Here is a 20,402-nt window from a genome sequence, read left to right on the forward strand (position 1 = left end):
TCTCGTCGATCATCTCGCGCAGCCTGGCGATTTTCGTCAGCTGCGAGCCGAGGAAGGCCTGCCCGCCGAAGCCGGGGTTCACGGTCATCACCATGATGATGTCGGTGAGGTCGAGCACGTTCTCCACCGCCTGCACCGGGGTGGCGGGGTTGAGCACGACGCCGGCCTTCTTGCCGAGCGAGCGGATGAGCTGGAGCGTGCGGTGCAGATGCGGCCCGGATTCGGGGTGCACGGAGATGTTGTCCGCCCCGGCCTCGGCGAAGGCCACGATGTACGGGTCCGCCGGCGCGATCATCAGGTGCACGTCCATGGGCATCCTGGTGTGCTGGCGCAGGGCCTTCACCACCAGCGGCCCGAAGGTGATGTTGGGAACGAAATGTCCGTCCATCACGTCCAGATGCAGCCAGTCCGCCCCGGCCTGTTCAACGGCGCGGGTTTCCTCGCCCAAACGGGCGAAATCCGCGGCGAGGAGGGAAGGGGCGATGAGCGTGCGAGTCGGGGTGGTGGTCATGGTAAGCGTTTGTACCCAAGCCCCGGGGCAAACCACAAGCGGCTTTACTGGACCCGCGCCTTAACAGCAGCCAGGGGAGGCACATTCCACCATTTTGTAATTAATCGTGCGCCGAGGGCTTCACCAGCCTCGCAATGAAAAAACCGTCCATGCCGCCGCGTTCCGTCCACATTCCAGGGTGCGTGCGCACATCGCCCTGCGATGTCACCGCCTCGGGCAACTCGGGCAGGGTGAGCGGGTCGCGCTTCAGGCCGAGCCGGGCGCAGGCCGCGTCGATTCGTGCCGCACCTTCCTCGGGTTGCAGCGAGCAAACGGCGTAGATCAGCCGTCCGCCCGGGGCGAGCATTGCCGCCGCCGCGTCCAGCAGCTTGTCCTGCAACGCCGTCACGGCGGCGAAATCGCGTGGCTTGCGCAGATGCAGCAGCTCCGGGTGGCGCCGCGCCGTGCCCGTGGCGCTGCATGGGGCGTCCAGCAAAATTGCCTGGAACTGCTCCGCCGGGTGCCATTTGGTGGCATCCGCCAGTACCGTCTCCGCCGCCAGGTTCAGGCGCTTGAGGTTGCCCTTCAGCGTGGCCATGCGGGTTTTGTCGCGCTCCACGGCGGTGACCTGCGCGCCCATGGCGGCAAGCTGCGCGGTCTTGCCGCCGGGGGCGGCGCAGAGGTCGAGCACGCGCTCACCCGGCTTTGGCGCCAGAAGTTTCGCGGGCAGGGTGGCGGCGGCGTCCTGCACCCATGCCTTGCCTTCGGCGAAGCCGGGAACCTCCGCCACGGCGGTCCCGGCGGGGAAGCGGTAGGAGCCGGTGGGCAGGGCCTCGCCGCCTTCCGGGGTAAAGCCGGGCATGGCGGATATATTTAGCGGCGCCTCATGCGCATGCGCCTCGGCGATGGCGCGGGCGTCCTTGCCCCAGCTTGCCCAGGCCCAGGCGGGCGTGTCCAGGCGCGGCATGTCCAACTCTTCCAGCACACCTGGGCCTTGCGCCACCACCTTCCGCAGCACGGCGTTGATCAGCCCGGCGAAGGGTTCGAGTTTGCTGCTTCGGGCCAGATCCACGGCGGTGCCCACGGCGGCATGGGGCGGTGTGTCCAGGAACAGGAAAGCGGCGGCGCCCAGGCGCAATATGTTGCGCACCGCGGGCGGCGGCTCGCGGCGCAGGAAAGGCTCCAGCACCGTATCCAGCGTGCCGGCATGGCGCAGCACGCAGGCAGTCAGCCGGTGCGCGGCGGCGCGGTCGCGCGGCTCGATGGCCGGGAGAGCGTCGAGTGCTGCGTCCAGCGAGGCGCTTTTCGTGAATACCGCCTGCAACAAGGAAAAAGCGGCGTCTCTGGTGGGATCGGACATGAGGGGAACCTGGTGGAGCTGAGGGGAATCGAACCCCTGACCTCGTCATTGCGAACGACGCGCTCTACCAACTGAGCTACAGCCCCGGCCGTGAACCATGGTTCAGGGTCCATGTGGGAGCGCGGTCTCGCTCATATTGGATGAGAAGTCAACATTGCCAGCGCAAAGTTCCGCCGGTACTTACGGGTCGCGCGCAATTTTTTGAGGCAAACCATGATTTCCGCGATCTTCTGGCTGGCGGGTGAACTGATTCACCTGATGATTCTCGCCATCATCGCCGCGGCGGTGATGAGCATGCTCATCGCTTTCGGCGTGGCGAATCCGCGAAACCAGATTGTCTATTCCGTGGCGGATTTCCTCAATAAGCTGACCGAGCCTGTGCTGCGTCCGATTCGCCGCTTTCTGCCATATTTTGGCAATATCGATATCTCGCCGGTGGTGGCGATCCTGCTGCTGCAGGCGCTGCAGATGGTGCTGGCCGATATTTACGGGCGGCTGGTAATGGCCGGGATGGCTTTTTAGCCGCCTCGCCCAGTAGAAGTTGAGGATTTAAGGAGAGCTTGGCTTTGCAGAAGATCATAGTGGCCATCGTCCTCATGGCGCGGCGCAATGCGGCGCTGGTCGTGACCGCCTTTTTTATGCTGGCCGCGTTGGGGCTTTGGTACAGCGCCAAGCATCTGAGCATCGACACCGATACCGACGATCTGTTCGCCCGCACGCTGCCCTGGCGGCAGGCGGATATCCGGGAGAACAAGAACTTCCCGCAATTCGATAAGCTGATCGTCGCCGTGGTGCGGGCCGCGACGCCGGAGGAAGCCACGGAGACCGCGGCGGCGCTGAACGCCGGCTTAAGCGCGGACAAGGACAATTTCATCGATTCCACCTACCCCAGCGGCTCGCCGTTCTTCACGCATGAGGGGCTGCTGCTGCTGCCCCCCAACGACCTTGCCTCGCTGCTGAACGCGATTGTCGCGGCGCAGCCCTTCCTCGGCCAGCTCTCGGCCGACCCCTCGGCGCGCGGGCTGTTCACCGGGCTGGGGCTCATCACCCAGGGCGTGCAGTCCGGGGTGGACATCTCCCCCTATGCCGGGGCGCTTGCAGGCGTCGGCCGCAACCTTCAGGCGGCGGCCGATGGCCATCCGGTGCCGCTCTCCTGGCAATCGCTGATCATGAATGGCACGGCCGGGGTGCAGAATGCCGAGTTCGTGCTGATGCACCCGCAGCTCGACCAAAGCTCGCTGCAGCCGGGCGGCAAGGCGACGGCGGCGCTGCGGCAGATCGCCGCCAGCCTGCCGGACGTCAAGGCGGGGCGCGCCACGGTGGATTACACCGGGCAGATCCCGCTTTCCGATGAGCAATTCGCCTCACTAACGAAAGGCTTGTTGCTGGGCGGGGTTATCTCGGTCGTGCTCATCGCGCTTTGGCTCTATCTGGCCCTGCGCACCTGGCGGCTGATCGTGCCGATCCTGCTCACGCTGTCCATGGGACTGGTGTTCACCCTTGTTTTTGCCGCCGTGTTCGAGCGGGTGTTGAACCTGATCTCCGTTGCCTTCGCCATCCTGTTCATCGGCCTGGCAGTGGATTTCGGCATCCAGTACTGCGTGCGGCTGCGCGATATCCGGCACCACACGCCGGACCCGGACATCGCCGTGCCGGAGACCGCGCGCCAGGCCGGCGTGCAGATCGCGCTGGCGGCCATGGCCACGGCCTGCGGCTTCTTCGCCTTCACGCCGACGGATTTCATTGGCGTGGCGGAGCTGGGCGAGATCGCGGGGGCGGGCATGTTCATCGCCTTCTTCTGCACCATCACCTTCCTGCCGGCCGTGCTGCGCTTGTTACGCCCCAAGGCGGAACTGGCGCCAGTTTGGCTGCCCGGCGGCGTGGCCATGGATAACGTGCTGCTCAAGCACCGGCGCGTGGTGGTGGCGGCGTTCGTGGTCGTGGCGCTGGCCGGCGGCTTCGCCATCGGCCGAGTCGGGTTCGACGCGAATCCGCTGGATACCAAGGACCCGAACACGGAGAGCATGCGCACGATCAAGACGCTGCTGGCCGACCCGGCGACCAACCCGTTCTATGCAGACGTGCTGGCCCCGAATCTCGATGCCGCGCGCGCGCTTTCGAAGAAGCTGAGCGCGCTGCCCGAGGTGTCGGAGGTGCTCTCCGGCGGCACCTTCGTGCCGGAGCAGCAGGACCAGAAGCTGGCCATGCTGGCCCAGGCGCAGACGATCCTGGCACCGATGCTGCTCGCCGCCTCCACGCCCCCCAAGCCGGTGACGGTGGATGACATCCGCGCCTCCATGGCCAAGACGCATGACCAGATCATGGCTGTGGCTGGCAAGCTGCCCAAGGACTCGCCGCTGCTGGGCATTGCCGCCACGCTGGCGCAGCTGCAAGGCGAGAGCGATGACAGGGTGATGGCGATGAACGCGGCGGTGACGCGCTTCCTGCCGCTGGAGCTCACCCGCCTGGCCAACAGCCTGAACGCCCAGCCGATCACGGTGCAGAGCCTGCCGCCGGAAGTGGCGCGGGACTGGTTCCTGCCCGATGGCCGGGTGCGGGTGGAGGCGCTGCCCACCGCCGCAGCGCAGACGACCAAGGGGCTGCAGCATTTTGTGAAAGCGGTGCAGAACATCGCCCCGGATGCGGGCGGACCGGCGGTTTCCACCGTGGCCACGGCGGCGACGATCCTCGGCGCCTTCCGCACGGCGGCGGTTCTCGCCATCGCCGCCATCGCTATCATCCTGGCGCTGGTGTTCCGCAACATCCGCGATACCGCGCTGGTACTGGCCACGCTTGCCCTCTCTACGCTGCTCACCGCGCTGTTCGCCTGGGCGGTGGGGCTGCACATCAACTACGCCAACATCATCGCGCTGCCGCTGCTCCAGGGTGTCGGCGTGTCGTTCAACGTGTATTTCGTGATGAATTTCCGCGCCGGCATGCGCCGCTTCCTCGCCTCGTCCACGGCGAACGCGGTGCTGTTCTCGGCGCTCACCACGGGTACGGCGTTCGGGGCGCTCGCCTTCTCGGGTGACCGTGGCACCGCCAGCATGGGCGACTTGCTGCTGCTGAGCCTGTTGGCGGTGCTGATCGCCACCTTCATCTTTCTGCCGGCGGTGCTCTACATACTGGAAGAAGATGCTGGAGAAACTTAGCTTCTCGCTTTCGGGCCACCGTACCTCCGTGGCCCTGGAGCCGGAGTTCTGGGCCGCTCTGAGCGCGATCGCCGAGGCGGAGGGAGTGCTGCTCTCGGCGCTGGTCACGCGCATCGACGCGGAAAGGGCAGAGGGGCGGCCGCTCGCCTCGGCGCTGCGGGTTTTTGCGCTGTCGCGGGGTGGGCGCGGCGGCTGATTCCACCCTTGCGCCGCGCCGCCATCTGCGCTTGAAGCCCCGTTTCTCCGAAGACTGGGCGCTCTCAATGACAAAGCTTATCGGTATTGATTTCGGCACCACCAACAGCGTGGTGGCTGTGCTGCAGCCCGATGGCAGCGTGCAGACCCAGCGGTTCGCCCTCGGCGCAAGGGAGTTCGATGTGTTCCGCACGGTGCTGTGTTTCTGGCACGAGCAGCACAAGGGCCGGAGCGCGCTGCACCACGCCGCTGGCCCGCACGCCATAGAGGCCTATGTGGACGACCCGATAGACAGCCGGTTGATCATGTCCATGAAAACCTATCTGGCGCAGCGCAGCTTCACCCAGACCAATATTTTTGGCCGTATCTTTACCCTGGAACAGATGGTCTCGGTGTTCCTGAGCGCGCTGCTCGGCACCGGTCATGCGGGGGCGCGGATCGTCGCCGGGCGGCCCGTGCGCTTTGCCGGAGACTTCGCCGATGACGATTTCGGCGAGACAAGACTGCGCGCCGGTTACGCCGAAGCGGGCTTTCCGGAGATCGATGTGGCGATGGAGCCCGAGGCCGCGGGCTATCGCTTCACCCGCACCCTCACCGCGCCGGCCACTGTACTGGTCGGCGATTTCGGCGGCGGCACCAGCGACTTCTCGGTGCTCCACTTTACCCCCGGCAATGCGCGCCCGGTGGTCTCGCTCGGCCATGGCGGCATCGGCATCGCGGGGGACACGTTCGACTACCGCATTATCGACAATGTGGTCTCGCCCCTGCTGGGCAAGGGGAGCACGTACAACATCATGGGCACGGACCTCGAAGTGCCGGTGGAGTATTTCTCCGGCTTCGCGCGTTGGCACCGCCTGTCCCTCATGCGCACCCCGCGCATGCTGCGCGACATTGAGGACGTTGCCCGCGCCAGCAAGGACCCCGCGCCGCTGCGCAACCTGGTCAGCTTGATCAAGGAGGAGGCTGGCTACCAACTCTATCAAACGGTGAGCGCCGTGAAGGCGGAACTGTCCCGCGCGCAAACCGCGAGGCTGCGTTTCGAGCACGAGGATTTTGTGATCGACCGCGAGATCGCGCGCAACGATTTCGAAGCCTGGATTGCCCCCGACCTGCAGCTTCTGGGGGCGACGGTGGATCAGGCGCTGGAACGCGCCGGTGTGCGGGCCGATGAGGTCGATCGTGTCTTCCTCACCGGCGGCACGTCCTTTGTTCCCGCGGTCCGGCGGCTCTTCACCGCGCGGTTCGGTGCGGAGCGGATCTCGGCGGGCGGCGAGTTTGTCTCGGTTGCCGAAGGCCTGGCGCTGATCGGCCAGGACCGGATGGCATTGCGCGCGGCGTAACGCGGGGGATTACCCCCGCAGCACGCCCCCGGCCTTCTTTGCCACCTCCGTGACGATCTTGGCGCAGATTGCCTCGATCTCGGCATCCGAGAAGCTCTTCTCGGCGGGTTGCAGCGTCACCGCGATGGCAAGCGACACCTGCCCATCCGGCACGCCCTTGCCCTGGTAGCGGTCGAACAGCGCCACGTTGGTGATGACGTTGCGCTCCGCGCCCTTGGCGGCGCGCAGCACCGTCTCGGCCGGGGTGGTCTCCGGCACCAGGAAGGCAAAGTCGCGCCGCAGCGGCTGGAAGGGCGGCAGGGCAGGGGCGGATTTCTTGCGCCGCTTCGGCTCGGGGATGGCGTCGAGGAAGATCTCGAACGCCACGCTGCCCACCGGCAGGTCCAGCTTGGCGCACAGGCTGGGGTGTAGCGCGCCGAAGCGCGCCAGCAGGGTCTTGGGCCCCTGGCGCAGCTCGCCGCTCTGGCCGGGGTGGTAGAAGCCCGGGCCGCCAGCGATGGTCGTCACCGCGTCCATCGGCACGCCGAGTGCCGCGAGCACGGCCAGCGCGTCCGCCTTGGCGTCCAGCGCGTCGTAACGGCGGGCGGGGGAAAGAACGGAGAGCGGCGTCTCGCCCACGCGGATGCCGCCCGCCACCAGCGTCTGGCTGCAGTCCCCGGTATAGGCCGGGCCGATCTCGAACAGCCCGAACTCGCCGAAGCCCCGGGCGACGTTGCGCGCGGCGGCCTGCGAGAGCGTGACCAGCGGGGTGGGGCGCATCTGGTTGAGGTCGGCGGCGATCGGGTTGGCCAGGCGCAGGCTCTCCGGCGCATCGCCGAACAGGGCGCAGGTGGCGTCATCGGCGAAGCTGAAGGTGACGCATTCCAGCAGGCGCCGCGTTGCCAAGGTGCGCCGCGCCAGCGCCGTGCGGGCCTGTTTCGCGGTCAGGATCGGGGCGGGGATGAGCGACTCGACCGGCAGGGAGACCGGCGCGATGGCATCCATGCCCTTCAGCCGCAGCACTTCTTCGATCAGGTCCACTTCCGGCTCGATCGCGGCGGCGCCCTCAGCGGCGGCCATGGCATGCGGCAGGTCCGGCGCCTGGTCCAGCGACTGCGGCTGCGCCACGTCGTTGCGCCAGCTCGGCACCGCGACGGTGACGGAATGCTCGTCCTGCTCCTGCACGGCAAAGCCGAGGCGCTCCAGCGAGGCCACGGCCTCGGAGGCGGTGATGTCCGACCCGCCGAAGCTGCGGATACGCTCGAAGCGCAACCTCGCAGCGCGGTTCCATTCGGGGCGGGTGCCAGCCTCGGTCACTTCGCTTGCCTCGCCGCCGCAGAGCTGCAGCACCAGCGCGGTGGCGGCATCCAGCGCCTCGGGCAGGAGCTGAGAATCGATACCGCGCTCGAAGCGCTGGCGGGCATCGGAGAAGATGCCGGTACGCTGGCCGGTTTGCGAGATCTTCACGCGGTCGAACAGCGCGCATTCGATGAACACGTCCGTGGTGGTCTCGTCGCAGCCGGTGGTCTCGCCGCCGGTGATCCCGGCCAGGGACTGCACCCCGGCCGCATCGGCAATGACGCAATCATCCGCCCCGGGCTTGACCTCCTTGCCGTGCAGGCCGGGGAAGGAATCGCCCTCCTGGCCCCGGCGCAGGGTAAGTGTGCTGCCTGAAACTTTCGTAACATCAAATACATGCAGCGGGCGGCCGAGATCGAAGGTGAAGAAATTGGTGATGTCCACCAGGGTGTTGATCGGGCGCAGGCCGATGGATTCCAGCCGTGCCTTCAGCCAGTCCGGGCTCTGCCCGTTCTTCACGCCGCGCACGGTGCGGCCCAGAACCCAGGGGCAAGCCTCGGGGAACTCGTTCTTCCAGCTGATGGCTGAAGCGCCGGATGTCGCGATGGCGGGGGGCTCGAACGGCTTCAGCCGGCCCAGCCCGGCGGCGGCTAGGTCGCGCGCCACACCGCGAATGGCCAGCGCGTCGCCACGGTTGGGGGTGATGGCGATCTCGATGACCGGCTCATCCAGCCCGGCCCATTTGGCGAAGCTCTCGCCGATTGGCGCATCGGCTGGCAGCTCGATGATGCCGTCGGCATCACCATCCAGCCCCAGCTCGCGGTAGCTGGCCAGCATGCCCTCGGATTTTTGTCCGCGGATCTCGCCGACCTTGATGGTGATTCCAGCCCCCGGAACATAGGCGCCCGGCGGGGCCATCACCACCTTCAGCCCGGTGCGGGCATTGGCCGCGCCGCACACGATGGCGACTTCCGGCCCGCCGGCATTTACCCGGCACACCTGCAACTTATCGGCATTGGGGTGGCGCTGCGCCTCGATGATTTGCGCGATCACGAACGGCTTCAGCGTGTCGGCCTTGTTCTCCACGCCTTCCACCTCGAGCCCGATGGCCGAGAGGGTGGCGGTGATTTCCTCAAGAGACGCATCCGTCTCCAGCCATTCCTTGAGCCAGGAAAGAGAAAATTTCATGGGCTCAGAATCCTTCGTGCAGCATGGCGGGGGAGAGGGGCGAGAAGCCGTAATGGCGCAGCCAGCGCACATCGCTCTCGTAGAACAGGCGAAGATCGGCGATGCCGTGCTTGAGCATGGTGATACGCTCTAGCCCGACGCCGAAGGCGAAGCCCTGGTATGTGCGCGGGTCGATGCCGCAATTGGCGAGCACGTTGGGGTGGACCATGCCGGAGCCGCCGATCTCCAGCCAATCCGTACCGCCGCCGATCTCGCCGGTCTTGCGATTCCAGCCGATATCCACCTCCATCGAGGGCTCGGTGAAGGGGAAGTAGCTGGCGCGCAGGCGCACCGGCAGGCCGGGAATGTCGAAGAAGGCGCGCAGGAAGTCGATCAGGCAGCCCTTCAGGTGCGCGAGCGTGATGCCCTCGCCGACGACCAGCCCTTCGCATTGGTGGAACATGGGGGAGTGCGTGGCATCGTGGTCGGCGCGGAAGGTGCGGCCGGGCACGATGATGCGGATCGGCGGTTCTTCCATCAGCATCGTGCGGATCTGCACCGGGGAGGTATGGGTGCGCAGCACCGCCGGGCGCTCATTGGCCTGGGCGTTCAGGTAGAACGTATCCATCATCGCCCGCGCGGGATGGTGCGAGGGGATGTTGAGCGCGGAGAAATTGTTCCAGTCGCTCTCGATATCCGGGCCATCCTTGATGGCGAAGCCCATGGCGCCGAAGATTGCGGCGATCTCCTCCATGGTGCGGCTGAGCGGGTGGATGGCGCCCAGGGACTCCGGGCGCGGGGGCTGGGTCACGTCGATCCGCTCGGCGGCGAGGCTGGCGGCCAGGGCGGCCTCGTCCAGCATTGCGCGCCGCGCGGAAATCGCGTCGGTGATCTGCGTTTTCAGCAGGTTAATGCCCGCCCCGGCGGCCTTTCTGGCCTCTGGATCCATGCCTCCGAGCGACTTTAACAGCATTGTCACGGAGCCGTTTTTACCCAGGAGAGACACCCGCAGGGCCTCGAGTCCGTCAGTGTCGGCAGTGCCGATTTCGCCCAGGGCACGATCCAGCAAATTCTTTAAATCATCGCCTAACATCAGCATTCATCCCAGTTTCCGGGGCAGGGCAGACATGGCCCGGTGCAAATTGTCAAGCACCCGCGGGCGGCGCGTGCCATCCCCCGCGCAACCGGGCAGTGTTACAAAATATCAACACACCAGAAAAAAATGCGGTGGCGCCTTGAAACCGATTGAGAATACACAAAATGCCCACCCGCGGTGCTTGACCCTTGACGCCCGAGAAGAGTATGGCCGCAGGGGTGGGCGCAATCAAAGTGGTTGCGCAACCTTTACGACTAAATTTGCTCATCCATTACGGACAGGGATCGGTTAAACTCATGAAAATCAAAGCTCTGGGCGCTTTCGCCGGCCTTGCCCTGCTGGCAGCCTGCTCCTCCGCCCCCACCACCACCGCCGCCACCGGCGGCACCGGTGCCGAGGCGACTGGCCCGGCTCCTGGCAGCGAGCAAGACCTGGTCGCCAACGTCGGCGATCGCGTGTTCTTCGACTTCGACAAGTCTGATATCTCCAGCGACTCCTCCGCGACGCTGGGCAAGCAGGCCGCTTGGCTCGCCAAGTACCCCTCCGTGAACGTGCTGGTGGCGGGTAACGCCGACGAGCGCGGCACCGAGACCTACAACCTTGCGCTGGCCAAGAAGCGTGCTGACCATGCCCGCGACTCTCTGGTTGCCCAGGGCGTTGCCGCTACCCGCATCCAGACCATCTCCTATGGTAAGGACTGCCCGGTTGCCGCTGGTAACGACGACGCTTCCTACCAGCAGAACCGTAACGCCATCACCTCCGTGGTTGGCTTCAACCCGCAGAACTGCAAGTAATTCTTCGCTCCTGCCCGGTGTGAGCCGGGCAGCGTGAAAATTACCGCCGGCGGCGCCCTAACGGGTGCCGCCGGTTTTGTTTTTTGGGGGCAGAGGTTATACCGAAGCAAGTTGAACTCCTTGTCCGGAATGCACATGCGCCAGAAACTTCTTGCCCTTGCCACTGCCGCCGCGCTGTTGCCGCTCGCCCCGGCGTGGGCGCAGTCCATGATCCAGAGCCAGGAAGGCATCGCCCTGCAGAACGAGATCGACCAGCTGCAGTCGCAGATGCAGCAGCTCCAGAGCAGCAGTGGCGGCAATGGCGGTTCGTCGCTGGGAGGCTCGTCCTCCCCGGCGCCCTCCAATAGCGGCGCCGCCGGCGCCTCGGACCAAGGCGTGGTGGCCAACCTGCTCACCCAGGTGCAGCAGCTCCAGCAGCAGGTGCAGGACCTCAGCGGCAAGGTCGACGAGCTGCAGAACCAGGTGAACACGCAGCACGACGCGACCGAGAAGGAAATCGGCGACCTGAAGTTCCAGGTGGGCGGTGGTGGCGGCGCGGCCCCAGGTGCCGCTCCGCAGGCTGGTGCCGCCCCGCAGAGCCTTGCCGCACCCGCGCAAAGTGCCCCGGCGCCAGAAGCGCCCGCGCCAGAGGCCTCGGCCGCGCCCACCGACCCGCGCGCCGCGCTCAAGGCGGCCTTAGCCGCTTACACCAAGCACGACTACGCCACGGCGCAATCCCTGGCGCAGGGCATCGTGACGCAGAACAAGGAGGCGCCGGAAGCCTACCGGGCCCAGTACCTGGTGGCGCAGTCGCTGACGGCGCAGGGCAAGACGCAGGATGCCGCCATCGCCTATGACAGCACGTACAACATGAACCGCAGCGGCACTTACGCGCCGCAGTCGCTGCTCGGGCTGGCCGGCTCGCTCAGCGCCATCGGCCAGAACGAAGCCGCCTGCGACACCATCTCCTCCCTCAACAGCCAGTTTCCCACGCCGCCCGCGGGCATGCAGCCGCGTATCGATGCGGTGAGCAAAAAGGCGCATTGTCAGTAAAAGAGGCTTTCACGACAGCGCTGGCGCGGCTGGGGCCGTTCGGGGCTGAACCGCGTCTGGCGGTGGCCGCTTCCGGCGGCGCGGATAGTACGGCGCTGGCGCTGTTGGCCCATGAGTTCTGCGCCGCCCGTGGCGGGCAGGTGCTGGCGCTGATCGTCGATCACGGCCTGAGGCCCGAGTCGGGCGCCGAGGCGGCGCTCACCGCGCAGCGCCTCGCGGCGCGGGGCATTGCCAGCCAAGTCCTTATCCTCTCCGGCCTGCCGCGCGGCGCAAGGTTGCAGCAGGCAGCTCGTATTGCCCGGTACGAGGCCCTGGCGCGGGCAGCGTTCGCGGCGGGGTATCTGCACCTGCTGCTCGGCCACCATGCGGCCGACCAGGAGGAGACCGTGGCGATGCGCGCGCGGCGCGGCCCTGGCGGCGCGGAGGGGATCAGCGCCTGGAGCGCGCGTAATCAGGTGCTGTTGCTGCGCCCACTGCTCGGTGTGCGGCCCGGAGCGTTGCGGGATTATCTGCGGGTGCAGGGGATGGATTGGGTCGAGGACCCCTCCAACCAGGCGGAAAAATTCGAGCGTGTGCGCATCCGCCAAGCCGGGCAGGGGCACCCACCGAGCGGCGCGGCGGAGCGCGCGGCGCGGGAGGTTGAGGGCGCGGCCTTTCTCGCCCGGCACGCGCAGATCCGCCCCGAAGGCTTTGCTGTGCTTGATGCCGGTTCAGCCCCGCCCAGCGCCCTGGGCGCGCTGATCCGCAGCCTGGGAGGTGGCATCTACCCGCCCCGCCAGGACAGGCTGGCGGTGCTGGCGGCCCAGCTCCGCCCGGCGACGCTGGGCGGTGTGCGAATCGCTCCGGCCGGGCGGCTTGGCCCGGGCTGGCTGCTTGCGCGCGAGCCCGCCGCCTGCGCCCCGCCCGTGCCCGCCACCCAGGGCGCGCGCTGGGATGGGCGCTTTACCCTGCTGGCCGAACCCGGGCCCGGGCACAGCTTTGGTGCGCTAGGTGTGGACGCAGAAAAATTCCGTAGATATAATGAATTGCCGGCCGCGGTGTTGCGCTCCATGCCGGCTCTGCGGGACTTGGCCGGTAACATTCAGTTTCCGATTCCGGTTAAGTTTTCGCCACAAGTGCCTGTTACAGCGCATCCGTTTATCGCTTAGGCCGATTTGTTTTTGCAGATATGGGAAATCGGTGCAGAATACCCACCTAGTGGCCGTGGAAACTTGCGTGTGCGCGGCGTGGTCGCGGACGATTGAAAGAATTGGACTAGTCTTAGATGAGTAATCTGGGTCGAAATATTGCGCTTTGGGTGGTTGTTGCCCTTGTCCTGGTGGTGCTGTTCAACGTGCTCCAGCCATCAGGCCAGCAGGGGGACACCTCGCAGATCGCCTATTCCAGCTTCCTGGCGGAGGTGAACAACGGTCAGGTGGCCAAGGTCACAATCACCGGGCAGGACATCGCCGGCACCACCAAGGACGGCAACAGCTTCGAGACCTACGCGCCGGAAGACCCGAATCTGGTTTCCAAGCTGGTCTCCTCCGGCGTGAACGTGACCGCCAAGCCCGAGGATTCCGGCAACCCCTATGTGCGCATGCTGATCTCCTGGCTGCCGATCCTGGTGATGATCGGCGCCTGGATCTTCTTCATGCGCCAGATGCAGGGCGGCGGCGGCCGGGCCATGGGCTTCGGCAAGTCCCGCGCGCGGCTGCTCACCGAGAAGCAGGGGCGCGTGACCTTCGACGACGTCGCCGGTATCGACGAAGCCAAAAGCGAGCTGCAGGAGATCGTGGAATTCCTGCGGGACCCGCAGAAATTCCAGCGCCTGGGCGGAAAGATCCCCAAGGGGTGCCTGCTCGTCGGCCCGCCCGGCACGGGTAAGACCCTGCTGGCCCGCGCCATCGCGGGTGAGGCGAACGTGCCGTTCTTCACCATCTCCGGCTCCGATTTCGTGGAGATGTTCGTCGGTGTTGGCGCCTCCCGCGTGCGCGACATGTTCGAGCAAGGTAAAAAGAACGCGCCGTGCATCATCTTTATCGACGAGATCGACGCGGTCGGCCGCCATCGCGGCGCTGGCCTCGGCGGCGGCAACGATGAGCGCGAGCAGACGCTGAACCAGATGCTCGTCGAGATGGACGGGTTCGAGTCCAACGAGGGCGTGATCCTGATTGCGGCCACCAACCGGCCGGACGTGCTGGACCCGGCGCTGCTGCGCCCCGGCCGATTCGACCGCCAGGTGGTGGTGCCGAACCCGGATGTCGTCGGGCGCGAGAAGATCCTGCGCGTGCACATGCGCAAGGTGCCGCTGGCTTCCGACGTTGACCCCAAGGTGATCGCCCGCGGCACGCCGGGCTTCTCCGGTGCGGACCTCGCCAATCTGGTGAACGAGGCGGCGCTGCTCGCCGCGCGCATCGGCAAGCGCGTGGTCGCGATGGCGGAGTTCGAGCATGCCAAGGACAAGGTGATGATGGGCGCCGAGCGCCGCTCGCTCGTGATGTCCGACGACGAGAAGCGCATGACCGCCTACCATGAGGGCGGCCACGCGATCTGCTCGATCACCCTGCCCGAATGCGATCCGGTGCACAAAGCCACCATCATTCCGCGCGGCCGGGCGCTGGGCATGGTTATGTCCCTGCCCGAGGGCGACCGCTACTCCACCAGCAAGATCAAGCTGCTGCAGCAGTTGATCATGGCGATGGGCGGGCGCGCGGCGGAGGAGTTGGTGTTCGGGCCGGACAAAGTCTCCAACGGCGCTTCTGGCGACATCAAGATGGCGACCGACACGGCGCGGCGCATGATCACCGAATGGGGCATGTCCGAGAAGCTTGGCATGGTCTCTTACGGCGATAACGGGCAGGAGGTGTTCCTGGGTCACTCCGTGACGCAGAACAAGAGTGTCTCCGAAGCGACGGCACGGGAGATCGACAACGAGGTCCGCGCTTTCGTCGACCATGCCTATGCCGAGGCCAAGCGCATCCTCACCGAACGCCGCAACGACCTCGAAGCCCTGGCCAAGGGGCTGCTGGAATACGAAACCCTCTCGGGCGACGAAATCAAGCAAGTGCTGCGCGGCGAGAAGATCATCCGCAAGGTGGTGGACGAACCCATGCAGGACAACCGCCGCGCTTCCGTGCCTACCGCCACGTCCAAGCCGGAAGTGCCGGGTGGCCTCGGCCCGGTGCCCGCGTAACCTTTCACGCCCCGGCCCTGGCCGGGGCGTATTGCCGCGCAAGCCTTGAATCCGTCCGGCGGCGGGCCAAATGAAGCTGGCCCCCTTGAGCCCACGGAGATGCGGCAATGAAAGGCGATCCAAAAGTCATTGAATATCTGAACGAAGCGCTGCGTCACGAGTTGACGGCGGTGAACCAGTACTGGCTGCACTACCGGATGCTGGAGAACTGGGGCTTCAAGGAACTCGCCGCGAGATGGCGGGCGGAATCGATAGAGGAAATGCGCCACGCCGATGTGCTGATCGCGCGCACCCTGTTCCTGGAAGGCCATCCGAACATGCAGACGCTAGGGCCGCTGCATATAGGCACCCAGGTGCCGGACATGGTGGCAAACGACCTGCATGCCGAAATTGAGGCGCGCAACCTGTACGCGGATGCCGCGCATTATTGCCATTCGGCCAGGGATTTCGTGACGCGCGATTTGTTCGAGAAGCTTATGCACGACGAGGAAATACATATCGATTTCCTCGAGACCCAACGTGACCTGATCAACCAGCTGGGCGCCGCGCGCTATCTCGCGCAACATCTAGGCGACATCAAGGCCGAATAGGCTATCCCCCTTCAGGCTTGCGGAAAAACGCTGCCGCGCACGTCTTCGGCGTACTGGCTGAGCGCCGTCTGAACCAAGTCAGCGCCGTCCAGGTAGCGTTTGGCGAAACCGGGGGCTTTGTCCGGGTTCAGGCCCAGCACGTCGTGCAGCACCAGCACCTGGGCGTCGGTGCCGTTGCCGGCCCCGATGCCGATGGTGGGCACCGGCACGCGCTTCGTGATCTCGGTGGCAAGCTCGGCCGGAATGGCTTCAATCAGCACCATGCGCGCCCCGGCCTCGGCCAAGGCGAGTGCGTCCTCGATCAGCCGGGCGGCGGCATCGGCCGTCTTGCCTTGTTTCTTGAAGCCGCCGAACTGGCGCACATGCTGCGGCGTGAGGCCGATATGGGCGCAGACGGGAATGGCGCGCCTGGAGAGGAAGGCCACGGTCTCCACCATAGGCGCCCCACCTTCCAGCTTCACGATATCGGCGCCCGCCTTGAGCAGCCTTGCGGAACTGGCGAAGGCCTGGGCCGGGGATTCCTCGAAGCTGCCGAAGGGCAGGTCGGCCATCACCAGCGCGCGGGTAATGCCCTTGGCGACGAGGCGCGTGTGGTACTCCATCTGCTCCAGCGAGACGGGGAGGGTGTCGGCCTCACCTGCGATCATCATGCCCAGGCTGTCGCCCACCAGCACGGCGTCCAGCCCAGCGGCGTCGGCCAGCCGGGCGAAGGGATAGTCATAGGCCGTGATCATCGTCATCTTGCGGCCTTCGCGCTTGGCCTTTTCCCATACGGCGAGGTTCTTGCTCATATCTTCTCTCCCTCCTGTTCCAGCAGCCTGAGGGCGAAGGCCACGCTCTGGGCGCGGATCGCATCGCGGCTGCCGTGGAAAATCTTGTGGTATGTGCTGGCGCCGGACGGCCCTTCGAGACCGAACCAGACGGTGCCGACGGGTTTCGCCGGGGTGCCGCCATCGGGTCCGGCAATGCCGGTGATGGCGACAGCCACATCCACGCCCGCGTGTGCCCGCGCCCCCTGCGCCATGCGCAGCGCCATCGGCTCCGAGACGGCTCCGGCTGTCTCCAGCAGCTCCTTTGGCACGCCGAGCATCTGCGTCTTGGCGGCATAGGCGTAGGTGATGAAGCCATGCGTGAACACGGCCGATGCCCCGGGAATGGCGGTGATGGCCGCAGCCACGAGCCCGCCGGTGCAGCTTTCCGCGGTGGCGATGGTGAGCCCCTTGCGTTTGTAAAGGGCGACGAGGCGCGCGGCGCTCATAGCGGCGAGACAAGGTGCAGGGCGAGCATGACGAGCCATGCCATCAGCCCGGCGATGATGTCGTCGCCCATAATGCCGTATTCATCCGCCCGCTTATCCGCCCAGCCCACGGGGCCGATCTTCCAGATGTCGAACAGTCGGAACAGCGCGAAGCTGAGCAGCGCGCCCCAGACGCTGACATCGTAGAGCGCCAGCAGCGGGATCATCTGCCCGGCGATTTCGTCGATGACCACCCATTTTGGATCGGCGTTCGCATCCGGCAGCCGGCCGACGGCATAGATGCCGAGCGCCGTGACGGCGACGATGCCGAACAGCAGCGGCAGATGCCCGAGATGAAGCAGCAGGCAGCCCAGCGCCAGCCCAACCAGGGAGCCGAACGTGCCGGGGGCCTTCGGCGCGTAGCCCGCGCCCAAGCCGCTCGAGAGAATCGTCCAGGGGTTCACGACTTCATCCAGGGATCGAGTGGGGAGGCCGCCGAGCCGTCGAGGATGGCGCGGTAGATGGTGGCATTCTCCAGCACGCGCTCCACGTAGTTGCGGGTTTCGGTGAAGGGAATTTCCTCGATCCAGTCGAGGATGTCCGCCCCGCCGGCCTGCTGCCCCAGCTCCGGGTCGCCGTTCTGCGCCAGCCAGCGCGTTACATTGGTCGGCCCGGCGTTATAGGCGGCGATGGCGAGCGGCAGGCAGTTGCCGAAATTCGCGACCTCCTGCGCCAGATAGGCGGTGCCCAGCGCCATGTTGGATTGCGGGTCAAACAGATTGCCCATGGGGATGCCCGCCTTGTTCGCGGTACGGCGGGCGGTGTCGGGCATCAGCTGCATTAGCCCCACGGCACCCGCGCCGGAGATCACGCTGGGGTCGAAGCTGCTCTCCTGGCGCATGATCGCATCGGCCACGGCCGGTTCCAGCGTATCGGGCGGGGTGTAGGGGGCGGGCCAGCCATCCTGCAGCATGGTCTGCCCGGCAATGCCGGCGCTGCGGGCGATCGACACGGCCGATTGCGGCAGGCCGAGGCCCAGCGCCAGCTTAGCCGCCATCACGCGGGATTTGTCTTCCATCGCGGTCTGGCCGAGCTTGTTGAGGAACATCACCGCGTCATGCGTATCGCCCATCTGGACCAGCAGCACGGCGGCGCGGGGCAGTTCCATCAGGCCGAAATTCAGCGCGTCGACGGCCGAGAAATCCGCCTCCTGGGCGCTTTGGATGCGTGCGGCCATGTCCTCGTCAGAGCCGCCCAGGGCGAAATTGGCGAGCTGGCCGTAGAAGGTGCTGGGGTAGGCGGCGGCACGAGCGTAATCCGCCTCGGCGGCGCTGCCGGTCTCGGTGCGGGCGAGCCAGTAATAGGCGCGCGCCTGGGTGATGACGGCGGGCGAGGCGGTGGCCAGCGCCCGGAACCAGGTTGCGGCCTGGTCCGGCTGGTGCAGGAAGCGCAGCAGCAGGAACCCGGCGAGGAAATCGCGGTCGGCATTCTGTTCCTGTGCGCTGGCTGGCGGCGTTACGGCGTTGACCACCGCGTAGGCGTCCTTGGCGTCGCCTTCGCCCAGCAGGGCGCGGGCCAGGCGGTTCTGGTCGGGCCAGAACATGAGCTGCTGCGCGGCATCGGCGGCGGCGAAGGCGGACTGGCCCTGGGTCGTCCAGTTCCGCGCGGCCTGAACGTCCTGTCCGGCGTCGTGCAGCGCCTCCATTTGGGTGATGAAATCCGGCGTGGGCTCGGCTGCCTGCGGCGGCAGCCCGGAGGCCTGGGCGGCGCGCAGGGCGAGCAGGCCCTGTTCCGGCCAGTCCGGATTCTGGGCGATGAACTGGTTGATCTCATCCGCCGTGCCGCCGCCTTGGGCGGTGAGGCGGAAGAAGGTGACGAGCTTCGTCATCAGCGGGTCGCCTGTCTGCTGGGCCAAGGCCGCGGCGTCGGTGAAGTCGCCGTCATGCACGTCGGCCATGATCTGTGGTGTGGCGGCGGTCTGCGCGCAGGCGAGGGCGGGCAGGGCGAGAAACGGCAAGGCGGCCAGGAACTTCATGGCCATAGTGTAGCAGCGTGGCACATCGGGGCCAAACCCGCTTGCAGCGTCGCGGTGCGCGGATTACGTGGATAACCAGCAGGAGAAAGAGTAAAAATGTTTCACGGCTCGCTGACCGCTCTGGTCACCCCCATGCACGAGGACGGGCGCATCGATGAGGATGCCTATGCCCGCCTGATCGATTGGCAGATCGCTGAAGGCACCTCCGGGCTGGTCCCGGTCGGCACCACCGGCGAATCGCCTACGCTGAGCCACGAGGAACATAAACGCGTTGTCGAGTTGGCGGTGGCCGGGGCCAAGGACCGCGTGCCGGTGCTGGCCGGGGCGGGCTCGAATTCCACGGCCGAGGCGATCGGCCTGGCCCAGCACGCCCAGAAGGCCGGGGCGGATGGCGTGCTCGTCGTCACCCCGTACTACAACAAGCCGACCCAGGAAGGGCTGTACCGCCATTACAAGGCGATCGCCGAGTCGATCACCATTCCTCTGGTCATCTACAATATCCCCGGCCGGTCGGTGATCGACATGACGGTGGAGACGATGGCGCGTCTCGCCGAGATCAAGAACATCGTGGGCGTGAAGGACGCGACCGCGAACCTGACCCGTCCGCTGCACACGCGCCGCGCCTGCGGGCCGGATTTCATCCAGCTCTCGGGCGAGGATCACACTCTGGTCGCCTATCTCGCCAGTGGCGGGCATGGCTGCATCTCCGTCACCGCCAATGTGGCGCCCCGGCTCTGCGCGGAGGTGCATGCGGCCTGGGCCCGCGGCGACGTGAAGGGCGCGCTGGACATCCAGATGCGCCTGCTGCCGCTGCATGACGCGATGTTCTGTGAAAGCAATCCCGGCCCGGTGAAATACGCGGCCTCGCTGCTCGGCTTCGGCACCAACACGGTGCGCCTGCCGCTGGCGCCGGTTGCCGAGGCCAATGCCGCGCGGATCAAGGCGGCGATGCTGGAAGTTGGCCTGCTGAATTGAGCAAGGGTGAGAAAAAATCGGGCTTCATCTCGCATGGGATGGCGGCGCAAAACCGCAAGGCCCGGTTCGACTATAAAATCCTCTCCACGGTTGAGGCCGGGATCGTGCTGAAAGGCGTGGAGGTGAAGTCGCTGCGCCTGGGCCGGGCCACGATCAACGAGGCCTGGGCCGGCGAGCGCGACGGCGAGCTGTACCTGTTCAACATGTACATCCCCGAATACCAGGGGGGCGTGCTGTCACGCTTCGACACGCGCGGCATCCGCAAGCTGCTGGTGAAGAAGAAGGAGCGGAACCAGATTTTCGCAGCCATCTCGCGCGAGCGCCAGACGATCGTGCCGCTGGACATCCATTTCAACGACCGCGGTCTGGCCAAGGTCACCCTCGGCATCGCCGAGGGCAAGCAGAAATCCGATAAGCGCCAGACGGCAGCGGCGCGCGACTGGCAGCGCGACAAGGCGCGGCTGCTTAGGAATAAATAGGCGGAAA

General features: G+C 66.4%; 19 protein-coding genes and 1 tRNA gene. 11 read left to right on the plus strand and 9 right to left on the minus strand.

Annotation, left to right across the window (positions count from 1 at the left end; all coding sequences use genetic code 11):
- From rpe to ACLPJJ_RS09360, 3 genes are all read right to left on the minus strand, one after another.
- Positions 1-511: ribulose-phosphate 3-epimerase (gene rpe, locus ACLPJJ_RS09350; RefSeq protein WP_443590707.1), on the minus strand; the 511-nt coding region annotated here is incomplete at its 3' end.
- Positions 512-611: 100 nt separating this feature from the next.
- Entirely contained in the window at positions 612-1,850 is a 1,239-nt protein-coding gene (locus ACLPJJ_RS09355; protein ID WP_443590708.1) for a transcription antitermination factor NusB, read from the minus strand.
- Positions 1,851-1,860: 10 nt separating this feature from the next.
- Positions 1,861-1,936: transfer RNA gene (locus ACLPJJ_RS09360), tRNA-Ala, on the minus strand.
- A 127-nt stretch (positions 1,937-2,063) separates the two neighbouring features.
- On the opposite strand from ACLPJJ_RS09360, the gene ACLPJJ_RS09365 reads away from it, so the two are divergent.
- The 4 genes from ACLPJJ_RS09365 (at position 2,064) to ACLPJJ_RS09380 (ending at position 6,537) form a co-directional block, all read left to right on the plus strand.
- A complete protein-coding gene (locus ACLPJJ_RS09365) occupies positions 2,064-2,372 on the plus strand; it encodes a YggT family protein (RefSeq protein WP_443590709.1) in 309 nt (102 codons plus the stop codon).
- 44 nt (positions 2,373-2,416) lie between these two features.
- Positions 2,417-5,002, plus strand: coding sequence for an MMPL family transporter (locus ACLPJJ_RS09370; protein WP_443590710.1), 2,586 nt, complete (start codon positions 2,417-2,419; stop codon positions 5,000-5,002).
- A complete protein-coding gene (locus tag ACLPJJ_RS09375; RefSeq protein ID WP_443590711.1) occupies positions 4,986-5,198 on the plus strand; it encodes a ribbon-helix-helix domain-containing protein in 213 nt (70 codons plus the stop codon). Before ACLPJJ_RS09370 ends, ACLPJJ_RS09375 begins: the two co-directional genes overlap by 17 nt.
- A gap of 67 nt (positions 5,199-5,265) precedes the next feature.
- On the plus strand, positions 5,266-6,537 hold the full coding sequence (locus tag ACLPJJ_RS09380) for an Hsp70 family protein (RefSeq protein ID WP_443590712.1): 1,272 nt from the start codon (positions 5,266-5,268) through the stop codon (positions 6,535-6,537).
- 9 nt (positions 6,538-6,546) lie between these two features.
- Here ACLPJJ_RS09380 and pheT read toward each other — a convergent pair whose 3' ends face one another.
- Both pheT and pheS read right to left on the minus strand, forming a co-directional pair.
- Positions 6,547-9,003 (minus strand): phenylalanine--tRNA ligase subunit beta, encoded by a 2,457-nt coding sequence (gene pheT / locus ACLPJJ_RS09385; RefSeq protein ID WP_443590713.1) that lies wholly within the window; start codon positions 9,001-9,003, stop codon positions 6,547-6,549.
- Between the two features lie 4 nt (positions 9,004-9,007).
- On the minus strand, positions 9,008-10,075 hold the full coding sequence (gene pheS / locus ACLPJJ_RS09390; protein ID WP_443590714.1) for a phenylalanine--tRNA ligase subunit alpha: 1,068 nt from the start codon (positions 10,073-10,075) through the stop codon (positions 9,008-9,010).
- 299 nt (positions 10,076-10,374) lie between these two features.
- Between pheS and ACLPJJ_RS09395 the strand changes: the two genes are divergently transcribed.
- From ACLPJJ_RS09395 to bfr, 5 genes are all read left to right on the plus strand, one after another.
- Positions 10,375-10,872, plus strand: coding sequence for an OmpA family protein (locus tag ACLPJJ_RS09395; RefSeq protein ID WP_443590715.1), 498 nt, complete (start codon positions 10,375-10,377; stop codon positions 10,870-10,872).
- 135 nt (positions 10,873-11,007) lie between these two features.
- Complete coding sequence (locus ACLPJJ_RS09400) at positions 11,008-11,904, plus strand: tetratricopeptide repeat protein (protein ID WP_443590716.1); 897 nt, start codon at positions 11,008-11,010, stop codon at positions 11,902-11,904.
- Positions 11,895-13,052 (plus strand): tRNA lysidine(34) synthetase TilS, encoded by a 1,158-nt coding sequence (gene tilS / locus ACLPJJ_RS09405; RefSeq protein ID WP_443590717.1) that lies wholly within the window; start codon positions 11,895-11,897, stop codon positions 13,050-13,052. The genes ACLPJJ_RS09400 and tilS overlap by 10 nt, the downstream gene beginning before the upstream one ends.
- 116 nt (positions 13,053-13,168) lie before the next feature.
- Positions 13,169-15,079 carry an ATP-dependent zinc metalloprotease FtsH gene (gene ftsH / locus ACLPJJ_RS09410; RefSeq protein ID WP_443590718.1) on the plus strand — a complete coding sequence of 637 codons (1,911 nt, stop codon included), beginning with the start codon at positions 13,169-13,171 and terminating at the stop codon, positions 15,077-15,079.
- A gap of 107 nt (positions 15,080-15,186) precedes the next feature.
- The gene (bfr, locus tag ACLPJJ_RS09415; protein ID WP_443590719.1) at positions 15,187-15,669 is read left to right on the plus strand and encodes a bacterioferritin; all 483 of its coding nucleotides are present in this window, start codon (positions 15,187-15,189) and stop codon (positions 15,667-15,669) included.
- An 11-nt stretch (positions 15,670-15,680) separates the two neighbouring features.
- On the opposite strand, the gene panB is transcribed toward bfr, so the two are convergent.
- From panB to ACLPJJ_RS09435, 4 genes are read right to left on the minus strand one after another with little or no spacing between them, the layout of a single operon-like run.
- The gene (gene panB / locus ACLPJJ_RS09420) at positions 15,681-16,460 is read right to left on the minus strand and encodes a 3-methyl-2-oxobutanoate hydroxymethyltransferase (RefSeq protein WP_443590720.1); all 780 of its coding nucleotides are present in this window, start codon (positions 16,458-16,460) and stop codon (positions 15,681-15,683) included.
- Positions 16,457-16,927 (minus strand): CinA family protein, encoded by a 471-nt coding sequence (locus tag ACLPJJ_RS09425; RefSeq protein WP_443590721.1) that lies wholly within the window; start codon positions 16,925-16,927, stop codon positions 16,457-16,459. Before ACLPJJ_RS09425 ends, panB begins: the two co-directional genes overlap by 4 nt.
- Positions 16,924-17,370, minus strand: coding sequence for a phosphatidylglycerophosphatase A family protein (locus tag ACLPJJ_RS09430; protein ID WP_443590722.1), 447 nt, complete (start codon positions 17,368-17,370; stop codon positions 16,924-16,926). The genes ACLPJJ_RS09425 and ACLPJJ_RS09430 overlap by 4 nt, the downstream gene beginning before the upstream one ends.
- Positions 17,367-18,941, minus strand: coding sequence for a lytic transglycosylase domain-containing protein (locus ACLPJJ_RS09435; RefSeq protein ID WP_443590723.1), 1,575 nt, complete (start codon positions 18,939-18,941; stop codon positions 17,367-17,369). Before ACLPJJ_RS09435 ends, ACLPJJ_RS09430 begins: the two co-directional genes overlap by 4 nt.
- Positions 18,942-19,037: 96 nt before the next feature.
- On the opposite strand from ACLPJJ_RS09435, the gene dapA reads away from it, so the two are divergent.
- Together dapA and smpB are read left to right on the plus strand one after the other, a co-directional pair.
- The gene (dapA, locus tag ACLPJJ_RS09440; protein ID WP_443590724.1) at positions 19,038-19,916 is read left to right on the plus strand and encodes a 4-hydroxy-tetrahydrodipicolinate synthase; all 879 of its coding nucleotides are present in this window, start codon (positions 19,038-19,040) and stop codon (positions 19,914-19,916) included.
- Between the two features lie 38 nt (positions 19,917-19,954).
- On the plus strand, positions 19,955-20,395 hold the full coding sequence (gene smpB / locus ACLPJJ_RS09445; RefSeq protein WP_443590754.1) for an SsrA-binding protein SmpB: 441 nt from the start codon (positions 19,955-19,957) through the stop codon (positions 20,393-20,395).
- Positions 20,396-20,402 lie beyond the last annotated feature (7 nt).

This window comes from Acidocella sp., assembly GCF_052326845.1.
In the GTDB taxonomy this organism is placed as follows: Bacteria; Pseudomonadota; Alphaproteobacteria; order Acetobacterales; family Acetobacteraceae; genus Acidocella.

Coding starts and splice junctions, on each gene's coding strand:
- ACLPJJ_RS09355 (WP_443590708.1), bottom strand. CDS start 1,850: ATGTCCGATCCCACCAGAGACGCCGCTTTTTCCTTGTTGCAGGCGGTA.
- ACLPJJ_RS09365 (WP_443590709.1), top strand. CDS start 2,064: ATGATTTCCGCGATCTTCTGGCTGGCGGGTGAACTGATTCACCTGATG.
- ACLPJJ_RS09375 (WP_443590711.1), top strand. CDS start 4,986: ATGCTGGAGAAACTTAGCTTCTCGCTTTCGGGCCACCGTACCTCCGTG.
- ACLPJJ_RS09380 (WP_443590712.1), top strand. CDS start 5,266: ATGACAAAGCTTATCGGTATTGATTTCGGCACCACCAACAGCGTGGTG.
- pheT (WP_443590713.1), bottom strand. CDS start 9,003: ATGAAATTTTCTCTTTCCTGGCTCAAGGAATGGCTGGAGACGGATGCG.
- pheS (WP_443590714.1), bottom strand. CDS start 10,075: ATGTTAGGCGATGATTTAAAGAATTTGCTGGATCGTGCCCTGGGCGAA.
- ACLPJJ_RS09395 (WP_443590715.1), top strand. CDS start 10,375: ATGAAAATCAAAGCTCTGGGCGCTTTCGCCGGCCTTGCCCTGCTGGCA.
- ACLPJJ_RS09400 (WP_443590716.1), top strand. CDS start 11,008: ATGCGCCAGAAACTTCTTGCCCTTGCCACTGCCGCCGCGCTGTTGCCG.
- ftsH (WP_443590718.1), top strand. CDS start 13,169: ATGAGTAATCTGGGTCGAAATATTGCGCTTTGGGTGGTTGTTGCCCTT.
- bfr (WP_443590719.1), top strand. CDS start 15,187: ATGAAAGGCGATCCAAAAGTCATTGAATATCTGAACGAAGCGCTGCGT.
- panB (WP_443590720.1), bottom strand. CDS start 16,460: ATGAGCAAGAACCTCGCCGTATGGGAAAAGGCCAAGCGCGAAGGCCGC.
- ACLPJJ_RS09425 (WP_443590721.1), bottom strand. CDS start 16,927: ATGAGCGCCGCGCGCCTCGTCGCCCTTTACAAACGCAAGGGGCTCACC.
- ACLPJJ_RS09435 (WP_443590723.1), bottom strand. CDS start 18,941: ATGAAGTTCCTGGCCGCCTTGCCGTTTCTCGCCCTGCCCGCCCTCGCC.
- dapA (WP_443590724.1), top strand. CDS start 19,038: ATGTTTCACGGCTCGCTGACCGCTCTGGTCACCCCCATGCACGAGGAC.
- smpB (WP_443590754.1), top strand. CDS start 19,955: ATGGCGGCGCAAAACCGCAAGGCCCGGTTCGACTATAAAATCCTCTCC.